Raw genomic sequence first — 13,583 nt, 5'->3', positions numbered from 1 at the left:
TCAAGTGTTGGACAGGGATTCCGCCCATAAGTTGGTAACGGCACGTAACAAAAGAAATAAAGTTCCTGCGGGAAAGATTAACTATCTTCTACAAATGCCGCGGGGAGGACCGCTTACGCTTCACACACCAGGTCAGCATCCAGTGTGAGCCAGGCGTCATAAGGTGCTTGTGTCAGGAATAGTCGCAGCTGGTCCAGGTGTTCGGTGTTGGCGACGCTGATGTAGAGCCGTGCCGGTTTGTCGCGCAAGATGCGATTGAGGGTGACGCGCATGACCAGGTTGCCGGTGCAATGCATGCAGCCGGGGGCGATGCGGACGATTTTCAGGAGGGGTGAAGCTGGCAGTGCGTCGAGGTCGCTGCGCCCGTCGGGCAAACCTTCGAGGATGATGGCGGTATCTTGACTGGCATCAATACGACTGTGTATCGCGGCTTCACGGGAGGCGGCGCGTCCGCCCAGCACCAGCGAGGTGAGTGTCATACCCCTTTTTTTGCGATTTTCCCGGGTTCGACGCCGAGTTGCTTGAGTTTGCGGTACAGGTGGGTACGCTCGAGACCGGTCTTTTCCGCCACACGCGTCATGCTGCCGCCTTCCTGGCCCAGATGGTGTTCGAAGTAGGCACGTTCAAAGGCATCGCGTGCTTCGCGCAAAGGCAGCTCGAAGGAAGCGGTAAAGAATTGGGTATCGGCCGACATCAGCGGCGTGCTGGCGATAGGCGGATACATTTGGCTGGAGCTGGTTGGCAGCACTTTGTCTTGCGGCAGGTGATGGCTGTCCGTGGTGGCGATAGGCGCCCGCACCGGCATGCTGGCAATGCGCGTGACTTCCTGGCCGCGGGTCAGGCCCTGTTGCACCGCTTTTAATAATTTCTGCAGCGAAATCGGTTTTTCGAGGAAGTTGAGGGCACCGATGCGGGTTGCTTCGACGGCGGTGTCTATTGTTGCATGGCCGGACATCATGATGACGGGCATGGTCAGCATGCCATCGCGTTGCCATTCCTTGAGCAGGGTGACGCCGTCGGTATCGGGCATCCAGATATCCAGCAGGACCAGATCGGGTTTGGCGGCGGCACGCAGTTCGCGCGCCTGTTGTGCATTCTCTGCGGTTGCCACGACATGCCCCTCATCCCCGAGGATTTCGGAGAGCAATTCGCGTATGCCCATTTCGTCGTCAACAACTAGAATATTTGCCATCTGTTTCCCTCCCTCATCTTGATTGCCCTCCCAATGTGCTGTGTTTTATTTCAGCTTTCATTCGGAGGATAACTTTAACAGCAAAATCGCCACTTTCGCACCGTTCGTATCACTGCGGTTCTGAATATCTATGCGCCCGCCATGCTCTTCGATGATTTTCTTCACCATCGCCAAACCGAGGCCGGTGCCGCGCGGTTTCGACGTGATGTACGGTTCAAATGCATGCGCCAGGATCTTCGGCGTGAAGCCCGGCCCATTGTCGGTGATGGTCAACTGCACTGCATTGCTGACGGCACCGTCTGAACTGCGGTAATGAATCTCTTCTGTAATGATATCAATGCGCGCCGGTGCTGCCTGCTCGCCGCGGTCGGCCACCGCATCCTGCGCATTTTGCAGCAGGTTGTGGATGACCTGGCGCAGCTGCGTCGGGTCACCCATAATCAGTGGCAAGTCCTGCGCCAGGCTGGCATGGATGATATCCCTGTCATCGCCGCTCAGGTAGAGATGCAGGATTTCTTCTATCAGTGCATTCAAATCCAGTGAAGACAATACTGCCGGTGGTGTTTTCGCGTAATCACGGAAATCGTCCACCATGCGTTTCATCGCCGTGACCTGGTTGACGATGGTCGCGGTGCTGCGTTCCAGCACTTGCGCATCGGCGTCGCTCAACTTGCCTTCCAGCTTCATGTGCAGGCGTTCCGCGGATAACTGGATCGGCGTCAGCGGGTTCTTGATTTCATGCGCCAGGCGTCGTGCCACTTCACCCCAGGCGATCGAGCGCTGCGCCGAAATCACATCGGAAATATCATCGAACACGACGACATAACTACCTTCCCGCGCTCCCGGCAGGCGCGAACCGCGTGCCAGTAGTGAGATATCGTTCTCGGTTTCCGGCCCGCCCATGCGGCGCGGGACATCGATCTGGTGCTGCCAATGCAGGCTTTCCTTGCCGGCGCGGCCGGCGGCGGATTGCGCACTCTGTTCGGAAAAGGATTGCGTGATCACTTGGGCAAAGGTGCTGAGACCTTCAATGTCTTTCAATGGTTTGCCTATGTGCTGGGCAAAGTCGTGCTGCAGTATGCGCTCAACGGATTCGTTGCATGTGACTAATTTGAAGTTGCGATCGAGGACCATCACGCCGGCTGACATATTCGCCAGCACCGATTCCAGATAGCCTTTGGCGTTTTCCAGTTCGAAACGGTTCTTTTCCACCGACGCCCGCGCATCGAACAGCTGCCGCGTCATCGTATTAAATGACTGCGTCAGCGTGCCCAGCTCATCCGAGGTAGCGACGATAGGCCTTGGCGACAGGTTACCTTCCGCCACCGCCTTGGTCCCTTCCGCCAGCAGCAGCAGCGGTTTTGCCAAATCGCTGGCGATCAGGAAGGCGCCGGCGATGGCGCCAAAGATTGCCAGTAGCAGGGTCAGCGTCAGGGTGACGATATAAATTTTGCGCAGGCCGGTGCGGGCCAGGTAACGCTCCTGGTATTCGCTATACGCAACACGCAAGGCTTCCGCATTGGTCGCCAATTGTTCGGGGACCGGCTGCCGTAGCTGCAGGTAACGGCTATCGGTTTGCAGCAACAAGGCCTTACTTGAAGTAGGGATTTCAACCACGACACGCAGGTACATGCTGTTGGCGGTATTGGCGACCGGCGTGGTATTGGTCGCGGATTTGCCGCTGTCATCCTGGAATTCGTTATTGCCTTCTATCGTCGCGTAGGAGCGGGCCACGCGCGCCTGGCGCAACATCGCCGCAGTCGGCAGGTCGGGCAAGAGCGAACTTAATTGCGAGCCGGAGCTGGCGATCATTTGCCCGTTGCTGGTCACAATCACGGCTTCCTGCTGCAGGTTCTGGTCGCGCATGCGCGACAGCTGCGTGATTTGCATGGCATCCGACAGGTCGGACAGTTCCAGCGCCATATTGCGCGCCTTGGTTTGCAAATCATTCAGCGAAGAATCGAGGGCGGCGCGGCCGAGGTTGAGGCCGGATTCCAGCGCCGACTCAACCCGCACGTCGAACCAGGATTCGATAGAGCGTGAAACGAATTGCACCGATACCGTATAAATCACGGCGCCCGGCAGGATGCCGATGACGGCAAACAGCAGTACCAGCCGCGCCATCAAGCGGGAGCCGAATTTGCCGCGTTTGTAGCGCTTGTATAAACGTACCAGCAACAGGATCACCAGTAGCAGCAAGGCGCCGGCCACGACTGCGTTGAGGATCAGCAGCCACGGATAGTTTTGTTCAAACAGGTTGGAATTTTCAGAGGCAGACGCGAGCAGGAACAACAAGATACTGACTACCGCCCCGCCGACCACCAGCAGATACCGAAGGAGTCGGGTCACTGACGTTCCGCCGTATAAGTAAAGCGTTTCCAGTTCGATGACAGGCGCCAGTCGCTACTGTTCATCGCATGGACCTGGAAGGGCTTGGGTAATTGGGCCACGTCCAGTTGCATGCGCACCGCGACTTCGTAGGTCTGGCCGACCTTCAAAGTATTGCGGTCGGCAATCACCCAGCGATTCGGGCGGCGCACCATGGATAAGGCATCGTCCAGCGTGGCAAAGCTTTGTTGCAGCCGGCCGGTGATGGCGGCGTGGTATTGGCGGGTCAGGACGTTATAGGAAATGCGTATGGTCTGGCTTTCGCTGACTTCTTTGGCGTCGAACCAGTACCAGCGCGGTTTGTTGATTTCGATTTCGGTGGTGAAGTAAAGCGGGATGCCGCGTGTCAATGCATCTTCCAGGCCGCGGCTCAAATCAAAGGAGTAAGTTGCTGCGAGGCGATAGCCTTCGGTGCTGTCTTCGAGGTGGGCTTCGACGATTTCTATGCTTTCCGCCGCATGTGCGCTGCTATGTTGCAGCGAGAACGCCAGCAACATGATGGCGCACAGCCAGTAGAGGGGAAAGAAAAGTTTTCGTTTCACGCGTCTTGGGAAGGCAGAACAAACTGCCCGATAAGTTAAGTTGCTTGAGCTAAAACAAAATCAGAGTACAGGATCAGGACATGGTCTTTTGAAACAACGCATAAAACAAACCATCGTGATCGTTTTCTGCATTCGCTGTCGGCAATAGCTGGCCGGGCGCAGGCAGGCGGGTCGCATTATGACGTACGGCAAATGCGGCGGCCTGTGCTTCCGACTCTTGCGGCCATAGCGAACAAGTGACAAACAGCAATTTACCATCCGCTTGCAGCATCTGCCAAAGATTGTCGAGGATTGTGGCAGAAATTGCCGCAAGTTGTGTTGTATCACCCTTACGGCGCAACCAGCGGATGTCCGGATGGCGGCGCACGATGCCGGAAGCGGTACATGGCACATCGGCCAGGATGCGATCAAACGGTTTGCCGTCCCACCAGTCGGTGCCGCTGGCATCGCCGGTCAACAAGCTTGCCTGCAGTTGCAGGCGCTCCAGATTTTCCGCGATACGCGGCATGCGACGGACTTCATTATCCAGCGCGATCAGTTCGACATCGGCACTTTCCAGAATATGCCCGCTTTTGCCACCCGGTGCGGCGCAGGCATCAAGCACCCGCATGCCGTCACGCAGATCCAGCAATGACGCGGCCAATTGCGCCGCTGCATCCTGCACCGAGACCAGGCCGTCATTGAAGCCGGGAATCTGGCTGACCGGTGTCGGCTGCGCCAGTTTGACGGCATCCGGACCGATGCGACTGGCTGCGACCGATTGTTCGGCCAGCATGGCCAGGTAAGCTTCGACCGTAGTCTTGCGACGATTGACGCGCAAGGTGAGCGGCGGCGCGGCATTGCCTGCTTCGAGTATGGCTTGCCAGTTTTGCGGATACGCCGAGCGCATGCGGTCTATCCACCAGTCCGGATAATTCCAGCGCGCGAATTGTGTGCCACCGGCACTCTTCAATAGCGCGTCGCGTTCACGCAGGAAGCGGCGCAAGACAGCATTGACCATGCCTTTGGCATGCGCCATATCGGGATCGGCTGCCGCCGCGGTCACGGCCTGGTCAACCACGGTGAAGGCGCTATAGCGTGCTTCCGACTCCGGCTCATTCGGATCTGAAATGAGGGCCAATGCGCAACACAGCAAACCATGCAGGATTGCCGGTTCGGTTTGCTTGGTGGTCATCGCATTCAGCAAGGCTTCGGCGCGGCCGATATGACGCATGCAGTGATAGGACAGGTCCTGGATCGCGCCGCGCGCCTGTGGTGTCGCATGGGTTTGCGCAAAGATTTGCGCGAGTGCCTGCGGCAAGGCAACGCCGCGTCCGACGGCAGCCACCGCTTGTGCTGCGCCATGCAAACTGAAGGCGAGGGAATCGGGCTTTAAATTGATGGTGGTCACGTTAGATTTTCGTTAAAGCTGATGCGTACGCGCATGATTTATCTGCGCTACATGGTCCAGCTAGAACCGATAAATACCGGTTCCTGAATTTTTCAATGACGTGATTGTAGCGGGGTGTGCGCACGAAACGCGTTTGCGGCCCAGATAAATCGAAAAAAAGCAGGAATATCAGGGCCAGAGGGGGCTATTGCGGTCGGCTGGATAGAAAACGCGGAGTCAGTTGCCGGATGCAAACTGCTCCGCGTTTGCCGTTGGAGACTGGTTTTGCCTGGAAGGAAGGCTTTATTCAAGCCCTGTCAGTATTACACGCCCCACATCACATCCTGGTTTTCTGCGCGGGCGGCACGCAGCATTTCCAGCAAAGGATAGGCGCGCGAGGAGAAACGTACCGGTTCCGGTTGTTCGTGTTCATTGTCGTCGCCGTTTTCGCCATGATGTGCGACGACATCGCGTTGTACTGCTTCAGAGGCGAAATGGGCTTTGCTTTCGGTGATTTCCTGCTCCAGCAATTTGATGGCATTTGCTGTTTCTGCTGCGGTAATGACACCACGCTTATGGTCTTTATGCAGAAGGTCGAGTATGCGTTTTGCATGCTCTTCATACATCAGTACCTCGGCTGCGGCTTTGGATTTGAACGTAATTAACATGAGCAGCCTCCTTGAAGTGAACGACGCTTAAACCTTAGCACGATTTTTGTAAGTGTTGTAGCGAAGTTATGTTTGCTGTGTGGCGATGGTTAACGGTGGTTTTTAGTTCAATTTAAAGGATGAAAAGAAAGTATCCACCAATTCACGTTTGACGACTTTTTCTGCACCTGTAACGACCAGTTGATATACCCGTTTATCTTTTGCCACGAATCTGGCAAATAGCACCCGTACCTGGTCGTCGCCATTGGCACCGGCAGCGCCGAGCGCCTGTATTTCCGTCACGGCCAACTGGCCGCCTGCCGTGCCGTGCGGCATCGTCAGCACTTTTTCTTCCTTGACGGTGCCGACGATATTTTTGACCAGCGCAGTTTTCATAGAGTTCAATGAAACTTGTGCTTGCGTGGCATCCGGCAGCTCTGCGCTGCCTACCGCGAATGTCACGCCGTCAACGGTGGATACCGTCATCGTCATGGCAACCTGGGTGCCATTCAAATCAATCTGACGTGTCACTGTGTTGGGCTTGCTGGGCATGGCTACCGCATACGGCGCATCGTTACTGCGGATTTCACGCCAGTCAAATTTGGGTGAGCAGGCCGTCAATACAAAAGCGGTGCCGAGCAATGCGATATTGCAAAGGGAGCGAAGGACAGGTTTCATGAACGTTGGCGGATGAAGGCAATTGGATGGCTATGGTACACCGCAGAAGGCGACAATAAAAAAGGCCAGCGCGAGGCTGGCCTTGAACATGCTCGAAGGAGCGATTAAAACTCTTCCCAGTCATCGGCTCCGGCCGTTGCCTTTTCACGCTTCGGTGCGTGCACCGGATTGGACAGCAAGGGCTTGGCGGCTTGCGTACGGATAGCCGGCTTAGTGTTGCGTACCAGTGGGATGTCATCCAGCGTGCTGGCGTAGGCAAGGTGATTGCCATCGAGTTTGAATTGGCTGACCACGCGCGCCAGGTTGCCGGCCTGGTCTTGCAATGATTCAGCTGCTGCGGCTGCTTCTTCGACCAGCGCGGCATTCTGTTGCGTGACCTGATCCATTTGTCCGATGGCCTGATTGACCTGATCGATACCCGAGCTCTGTTCCTGGCTGGCCGCCATGATCTCCGCCATGATGTCGGTCACGCGTTTCACGCTATCGACGATTTCATTCATTGTGCTACCGGCCTCATTGACCAGTTTGCTACCGGCCTCGACTTTACCGACCGAATCACCGATCAGTATTTTGATTTCCTTGGCGGCCGCGGCCGAACGTTGCGCGAGGTTGCGTACCTCGGTAGCGACTACGGCAAAGCCGCGGCCTTGTTCACCCGCACGTGCTGCTTCGACTGCGGCGTTCAATGCGAGGATGTTGGTCTGGAAGGCGATGCCATCGATGACACTGATGATGTCGACAATCTTGCGGGCCGATTCATTGATCGATTCCATCGTGTCCACAACTTCGGAGACGACCGAGCCGCCTTTCACGGCAACGTCGGATGCCGACCTTGCCAGGCTGTTGGCCTGGCGTGCATTATCTGCGTTCTGGCGCACAGTCGAAGTCAGTTGCCCCATCGATGCCGCAGTTTCGCCGAGTGAACTGGCTTGTTCTTCCGTGCGCGACGATAGGTCAAGGTTGCCGGATGCGATCTGGCGCGATGCGGTGGCGATAGTTTCGGTGCCACTGCGTACTTCGGAAACCGTTTTGTTCAGGCTTTGCGTCATATCTTTCAATGCCTGCATCAACTGGCCGGTTTCATCGTTGGAACTGACTTCAATCTTCGCCGACAGATCACCGGAAGCCACGGTACGAGCCACCGTGACTGCCCGATTCAATGGGCGTGTGATACTGATCGCCAGCCGCCATGCGAAGAAAACGCCGAGTGCTACCGCCGCAGCCAGCAAGCCAATCAGCAAGCTACGGCCGGACAGGAAGGCGGTTTGTATGCTCGCGCCGGCTTCATCGATCATCTTCTTTTCATTTTGCAATACAGCGTCGATCGATTTGCTATAGGCATTCATTGCCGGCAGCATTTTTTCGTTGATCAACAACTGTGCTTCGGCCATCTTGCCGTCTGCCTTGAGCTTGAAAACAGCCTGGCGGATGTCGCGATATGCATTTCGTGCCACTACCAATTCTTCGAACAAGCGCTTGTCTTCCGGCGTCTTGATCATGCTTTCGATTTCCTTCTGCAACTCGGTGGCGCGGACACTGGTTTTATCCATTTGCTTCTGGAAGAACGCCTGGTCTTCGGCGCTGGTCGTTTTGGCCGAAGCCAGCGTCCGTGCACCGTTGACGTCTACAGCTGACAGCCATTCCTGTGCCAGGCGTTCTTTCGGCAGCATGGTTTGTGTCATGACGTCAGCCGAGGTGCCGACTTCCTGCAGGCGCAGGATGCCAACGACGGTCATCATGACCATCAGGGTAAGCAGTAAGGCGAAGCCGAAGCTGAGGCGCGTACTGATTTTTAGATTCGTAATTTTCATATGTGTGTTCCAAAGGTACGGCAGGGTGAAGGGTAAAGCTGCGTGGCGTACGTTGAAGCTGGTGGATTGCTTGCGACTGTCTTGCGACGGGATGTACAAGAAGTTAGCCGATGCCGGAAGATGGCGTGGCTTTGCAGTAAATCGATGGGTATTATCGACGGAAATAAGTAATATTTCCATGTGGAAACATTAAGTTTTGTAAAATTTCACCATATATGCAACATATATGTCGGAGTTTTCTTATGTTATTTACAATCCATAGCCCGGGTATGCCGGATAAAGGCTTGTAGAATGCCAATTTTTACCCGCGCCGGAATTTCAGGTGCTCGTTTTGCATAAGGCTTCGACTCATGGGAAAACTGCTCGCGATTGACGGCCTTAATATTGTGCGGCGGGTTTATGAAGCGAATATGGAAGAAGACTCGGCTGCCAAAGCGGACGCCGCCTTGCGCCATTCCCTCGCTTCCTTCCGCAAACTGTTGACTACGCATTTGCCGACACACGTCTTGCCGGCTTTCGATTTTGGCGGCCATACCTGGCGCCATGATCTGTACCCACGCTATCGCGAAAACCGGGCGCCGATGCCGGATGGTTTGAAGGAGCGTTTGCCTGATTTTTACCTGCAACTGGCGGAGCTGGGTTTGCACGTGGTGTCCGTGCCCGAAGTTGAGGCGGATGACGTGATTGCGACCGGCGTACTGCGTTGGTTGGGTGAAGGACGCGGCGAAGCGATCATCGCTTCCACCGATAAGGATTTGCATACCCTGATCGAGCATGGCGCGGTGGTCTGGGATCACTTCAAGGGTGAATGGCACGACAGCAAATGGGTGGAAACCAAATTTGGCGTCCCGCCGGAAATGCTGACTGATTTGCTGGCTTTGATGGGCGATGTATCGGACGGCATCCCGGGTGTTTCCAAAGTGGGCGTGAAGACCGCAGCCAAATTATTGCAAAGCTACGGCAATATAGATCGCATCATGGCCGGTGCCGGCATCCTCAAGGACACGCTCGGTGAAAAGCTGCGCAGGGATAAAGACCAGCTTTATATGTCGCGACAATTGGTCGCACTGAAAGATGATGTACGTATGGGCGTGACCTGGAATATGCTGGCGTTTGATGCAAGCAAAGTGGGCTAGTTACCCGAGCACTTAATTTAAAGAATTTTTATGACTGATACAGAACAACGCTACTTCATCGAACAACGCAAACTCGGCCCGCAGGAAAAAGACTTGCCGGTATATGCGAAGCTGATGAAGAGCAAGGAAGGCGTATTTGAAGGCGTCTCTTTCATCCGCAGCAAAGACAAGGCTACGATCATGAGCCTGGCCGAAGCGCAACAGGCAGTGGCATGGGCCAAGGCGAAGAAGCCTTTGGCCAGGCTGTATGAAACAAGGATCGTTCCAGTCGACTAAATAAGTGTAAGGGCCAGCTATGCGTCACATTTTATTGTTCGGTATCGTTGCCGCTTTCAGCCTGCCGGCGGCAGCTTCTTCACCTGCGGCATGGGATGCCTTATACAGCTCGACGAAGCAAGCTTGTTTGCAAAAAAGTGGCTTGAAAAATCCGAAAGTAATTGAAGGTCCGGTGCTGTTTGCCGGTGACATCCTGTACAAGATACGCGGCAAGTGGCCGCAGGCGCATATGCAGGGCAAGACCGGCAAAGTGTATTGCCTGCATCCTTATCCGAACGGTGAGCCGGAGATTGTCGACGCCCGTTAATAGCGCACAAATCGAAAGCGCTCGATTGCCGGTCGATAAAAGGGAAGAATATCGACCGGCAACGTCATCACGCAAAACTTGTTTCAAGGCCGGTACATACCCGGCAGCTTGCACATTCTCACGGCGTGTGCGAACACGCAGGCAATTCTCACTCATTCCAATTTCGTCGAAGACTTTCATTGGAAGACATCGCTCGTTGAGTTAGCAATTACTATGCCAGTGACATGTCAGGGTTGATTGTGAACGTTATTGTTCACGTAGTGCCCTGCGGTATTGGATCGCTTCCGCGACATGTTGTTTGCTGATGGCCGGCGCATCGGCGAGATCGGCTATGGTGCGTGCGACTTTCAGTACGCGATGATAGGCACGTGCCGACCAGTTGAGGCGCGTCATCGCGGTGCGCAGCAATTGTTCACCGCTGTCATCCGGCGTGCAGTGCAGTTCGATCTCGCTGCCGGACAGCAAGTTATTGCTCTTGTCCTGGCGTGCGGTTTGTTTCACTGCCGCGGCCGCAACCCGCTGTGCGATATCGGCAGATGCTTCGCCGTCAGATTGCTTCAGCAAGTCTTCATGTGCCAGTGCACCAACCTGGATTTGCATGTCGATGCGATCCAGCAAGGGGCCGGAAATCCTGCCTTGATAACGGGTGATGAGATCGGGCGTGCAGCGACATTTATTGGACGCATGGCCAAGGTAACCGCAGGGGCAAGGATTCATTGCCGCAATCAGTTGGAACTGCGCGGGGAAATCGGCCTGGCGTGCGGCACGTGAAATCGTGATGCGGCCGGACTCCAGCGGTTCGCGCAAGACTTCCAGCACGGAGCGATTGAATTCCGGCAGTTCATCGAGGAAGAGTACGCCGCGGTGCGCCAGTGAAATTTCACCGGGACGTGGAGTTCCGCCGCCGCCGACCAGGGCGACGCCGGACGCGGTGTGATGCGGTGCGCGAAATGGCCTGAGCTTCCAGCGAGCGCTGCTAAAACCGCTGGTCAGCGATTGCACTGCGGCGGATTCGAGCGCTTCTTCATCTGTCATCGGTGGCAGGATTCCGGCGAAGCGCGCAGCGAGCATGGACTTACCTGTTCCCGGCGGCCCGACCATCAGCAAACTATGTCCTCCCGCCGCCGCGACTTCCAATGCCCGTTTGGCTTGCGCCTGTCCTTTCACCTCGGCCATGTCCGGATAATCGGGACGTGCGCTGGCGGGAGCGGCAATGTGCCGATCCAGGCGTGCCCCCGGATCATGGGCGGCAAAATGGGCACAGACTTGCAATAAGGAATCAGCAGGCAGGATACGTACTTCGCCAACCAGTGCCGCTTCGTCGGCATTCATGCGTGGCAGGATAAATGCACGTTGTTGGCCACCTTTGTCACCACGACGGTGCATCGCAAAAGTCATTGCCAGCGCGCCGCGTATCGGGCGTAGTTCACCTGACAACGATAACTCTCCGGCAAACTCATACTGGTCCAGTGTATCCGCCGGCATTTGTTGTGAGGCTGCCAGGATGCCAAGTGCTATCGGTAAATCAAAACGCCCGGACTCTTTCGGCAGATCTGCCGGTGCGAGGTTGACGGTGATGCGGCGCGCCGGGAATTCGAAGCCGGCATTTTGCAAGGCGGCGCGAACGCGGTCTTTGGATTCCTTGACCTCGGTTTCCGGCAGGCCAACGATAGTGAAGGAAGGGAGACCATTCGCCAGATGCACTTCTACCGTGACTTCCGGTGCCTGCATGCCGCTTAAGCCACGACTCGTCAAAACTGCCAGGCTCATAGCTCCCCTGTGCTTCTTTAGCGCTTGCCCACGATGACAGCAATCTCAATCAGGGCATCCCTTGGAATGCGCGCTACCTGTACCGTGGCGCGGGCCGGCGGATTGGTTTTGAAGTATTCGCCATAGACGCGATTCATTGCGGCAAAGTCATTCAGGTCTTTCATATAGACAGTACTCATCAGGACATCGTCATGCGTCAGACCTTGCGATCTCAGTTTCTCACCGATGTGATCAAGCACGGCCTTTGTCTGTTCCTCGATAGTGCTGCCCTGAATCGCGTTACCAGCCGCATTCAATGGCAGTACACCGGACAAATAGATAGTGTCGCCATGTGCCACCATCTGCGAATACGGGCCGACCGCCGGATACATTTTGCTGCTTGAGAGGATTTGCTTTCCGGGTTGTGCCGGTGCGGCGCAGCCGCTCAAAAGCGCTGTCACTGCCAACATCAATACCAAGGCGAAGCGGGATGAGGAAGCGGTCATCTTGTATCTCCTGAAGGGTTATCTACTTGTAAAAGTCAGCGGTGGTACTCATGCTTTTGATAGTTGAGTTTGTAACTCCTGTTGGTGCTTGCAGTGTTTGAGATGCTCCAGATGTGCGATGGTCGCCTTGACGATGGCAAACATCAAGGCTTGGTCTTTACTTGGGTGGTCTGAGATGTGGACTACGGTGTTGCCGATGTGGATGGCTTTGCCGTGAGGATCGGAGGGGGATTGCTGGTAAGTGATTGCTAACTCATAAGTTGCAATCAGGGGACCGCAGGCTTGCCAGTCGCGCGTCCATTTTGGGATTTGTCTGCCGTTGTTCCATAGTGAGCCGGCATTTTCATAAAACTCTTCAACATTATGGCAACCCATTAATTGGGCCAGATGGCGTTCCTTGGAGACGCAGCTACGGAAGTACTCTTCATCGCTCATACGCATGGCTTGCTCCTTTATAAGAATGGGATGCCGATGCCGACTTTGAATCGATACTGCCTGCCGCAAACGATAAGGGCAGGATGCCGGACCTGCCTGTATCGTATGCGACGGTTATTAATAGTGTCTTACTTTTTCAGTTGCGCTTCCAGGGCCGCAACCTGTGCTTCCAGTGCTTCGAGTTTGGCGCGGGTATTGGCCAGCACTTGTGCCTGCACATCGAATTCTTCGCGGGTCACGAGATCCAGCTTGGAGAAGCCCTGGCTCATCATGGCCTTCACGTTTTTTTCAATATCCTTGGCTGGTGAGTTCTCCAGTACCTGATTGATCTTGTCTTGCATTTCATTAAAGAAGTTAGGCTTTTCCATGTGATCCTCTGAGTAAAAATTATTTAGCACCATAACAGTGCGATTTGCTTTTGCGCGTGCTATAAAAGTGCATATTTCTGTATTTTCCGGGAGGGAATATATCAGTCAGCAACCGTAAACGATAAAAATGATAGTACAAGCAGCCCAAAGAAGGCTGGCATGAGTCCTGCTAAATAGGT

The 13,583-nt window shown here is 55.2% G+C and carries 15 protein-coding genes; 3 read left to right on the top strand and 12 right to left on the bottom strand.

Translation table 11 applies throughout. The features are described 5' to 3' along the window. Positions 1–113 precede the first annotated feature (113 nt). The 8 genes from ACFQPC_RS11245 to ACFQPC_RS11210 all read right to left on the bottom strand — a co-directional run bounded on the left by ACFQPC_RS11245 (position 114) and on the right by ACFQPC_RS11210 (position 8,627). Complete coding sequence (locus tag ACFQPC_RS11245) at positions 114–479, bottom strand: GTPase (protein WP_382271992.1); 366 nt, start codon at positions 477–479, stop codon at positions 114–116. Beyond that, positions 476–1,192, bottom strand: a complete 717-nt coding sequence (locus ACFQPC_RS11240; protein WP_382271991.1) for a response regulator — start codon at positions 1,190–1,192, stop codon at positions 476–478. Before ACFQPC_RS11240 ends, ACFQPC_RS11245 begins: the two co-directional genes overlap by 4 nt. A 57-nt stretch (positions 1,193–1,249) precedes the next feature. Further along, positions 1,250–3,541: a sensor histidine kinase gene (locus ACFQPC_RS11235; RefSeq protein ID WP_382271990.1), complete on the bottom strand. Its 2,292-nt coding sequence runs from the start codon at positions 3,539–3,541 to the stop codon at positions 1,250–1,252. Continuing rightward, the gene (locus ACFQPC_RS11230) at positions 3,538–4,077 is read right to left on the bottom strand and encodes a DUF4390 domain-containing protein (RefSeq protein WP_382272931.1); all 540 of its coding nucleotides are present in this window, start codon (positions 4,075–4,077) and stop codon (positions 3,538–3,540) included. The genes ACFQPC_RS11235 and ACFQPC_RS11230 overlap by 4 nt, the downstream gene beginning before the upstream one ends. Positions 4,078–4,195: 118 nt before the next feature. After that, positions 4,196–5,512: a 16S rRNA (cytosine(967)-C(5))-methyltransferase RsmB gene (gene rsmB / locus ACFQPC_RS11225; RefSeq protein ID WP_382271989.1), complete on the bottom strand. Its 1,317-nt coding sequence runs from the start codon at positions 5,510–5,512 to the stop codon at positions 4,196–4,198. A 302-nt stretch (positions 5,513–5,814) separates the two neighbouring features. Further along, positions 5,815–6,159: a DUF1840 domain-containing protein gene (locus ACFQPC_RS11220; protein ID WP_382271988.1), complete on the bottom strand. Its 345-nt coding sequence runs from the start codon at positions 6,157–6,159 to the stop codon at positions 5,815–5,817. Between the two features lie 102 nt (positions 6,160–6,261). After that, the gene (locus ACFQPC_RS11215; protein ID WP_382271986.1) at positions 6,262–6,816 is read right to left on the bottom strand and encodes a hypothetical protein; all 555 of its coding nucleotides are present in this window, start codon (positions 6,814–6,816) and stop codon (positions 6,262–6,264) included. A 104-nt stretch (positions 6,817–6,920) separates the two neighbouring features. Next, positions 6,921–8,627: a methyl-accepting chemotaxis protein gene (locus ACFQPC_RS11210; RefSeq protein WP_382271985.1), complete on the bottom strand. Its 1,707-nt coding sequence runs from the start codon at positions 8,625–8,627 to the stop codon at positions 6,921–6,923. A gap of 350 nt (positions 8,628–8,977) precedes the next feature. On the opposite strand from ACFQPC_RS11210, the gene ACFQPC_RS11205 reads away from it, so the two are divergent. Genes ACFQPC_RS11205 through ACFQPC_RS11195 form a run of 3 tightly spaced genes read left to right on the top strand, consistent with a single transcriptional unit; the run spans position 8,978 to position 10,346 of the window. Further along, positions 8,978–9,763: a 5'-3' exonuclease gene (locus ACFQPC_RS11205; RefSeq protein WP_382271984.1), complete on the top strand. Its 786-nt coding sequence runs from the start codon at positions 8,978–8,980 to the stop codon at positions 9,761–9,763. A gap of 30 nt (positions 9,764–9,793) precedes the next feature. Continuing rightward, complete coding sequence (locus tag ACFQPC_RS11200) at positions 9,794–10,039, top strand: hypothetical protein (protein ID WP_382271983.1); 246 nt, start codon at positions 9,794–9,796, stop codon at positions 10,037–10,039. Between the two features lie 19 nt (positions 10,040–10,058). Next, positions 10,059–10,346, top strand: coding sequence for a hypothetical protein (locus ACFQPC_RS11195; protein ID WP_382271982.1), 288 nt, complete (start codon positions 10,059–10,061; stop codon positions 10,344–10,346). A 246-nt stretch (positions 10,347–10,592) separates the two neighbouring features. Here the strand turns inward: ACFQPC_RS11195 and ACFQPC_RS11190 are convergent, their stop codons facing one another. The 4 genes from ACFQPC_RS11190 to ACFQPC_RS11175 all read right to left on the bottom strand — a co-directional run bounded on the left by ACFQPC_RS11190 (position 10,593) and on the right by ACFQPC_RS11175 (position 13,404). After that, the gene (locus tag ACFQPC_RS11190; protein ID WP_382271981.1) at positions 10,593–12,116 is read right to left on the bottom strand and encodes a YifB family Mg chelatase-like AAA ATPase; all 1,524 of its coding nucleotides are present in this window, start codon (positions 12,114–12,116) and stop codon (positions 10,593–10,595) included. A 17-nt stretch (positions 12,117–12,133) separates the two neighbouring features. Continuing rightward, the gene (locus ACFQPC_RS11185) at positions 12,134–12,601 is read right to left on the bottom strand and encodes a Rid family detoxifying hydrolase (protein WP_382271980.1); all 468 of its coding nucleotides are present in this window, start codon (positions 12,599–12,601) and stop codon (positions 12,134–12,136) included. A gap of 48 nt (positions 12,602–12,649) precedes the next feature. Then, a complete protein-coding gene (locus ACFQPC_RS11180; protein ID WP_382271978.1) occupies positions 12,650–13,042 on the bottom strand; it encodes an aminoacyl-tRNA synthetase in 393 nt (130 codons plus the stop codon). A gap of 122 nt (positions 13,043–13,164) precedes the next feature. Beyond that, on the bottom strand, positions 13,165–13,404 hold the full coding sequence (locus tag ACFQPC_RS11175) for an accessory factor UbiK family protein (protein WP_011979393.1): 240 nt from the start codon (positions 13,402–13,404) through the stop codon (positions 13,165–13,167). Positions 13,405–13,583: the final 179 nt, after the last annotated feature.

Origin of the sequence: Herminiimonas glaciei, assembly GCF_042664955.1 — a bacterium.
Lineage (GTDB): Bacteria > Pseudomonadota > Gammaproteobacteria > Burkholderiales > Burkholderiaceae_D > Oxalicibacterium > Oxalicibacterium glaciei.
This window is presented reverse-complemented; position numbering and strand designations above follow the sequence as displayed.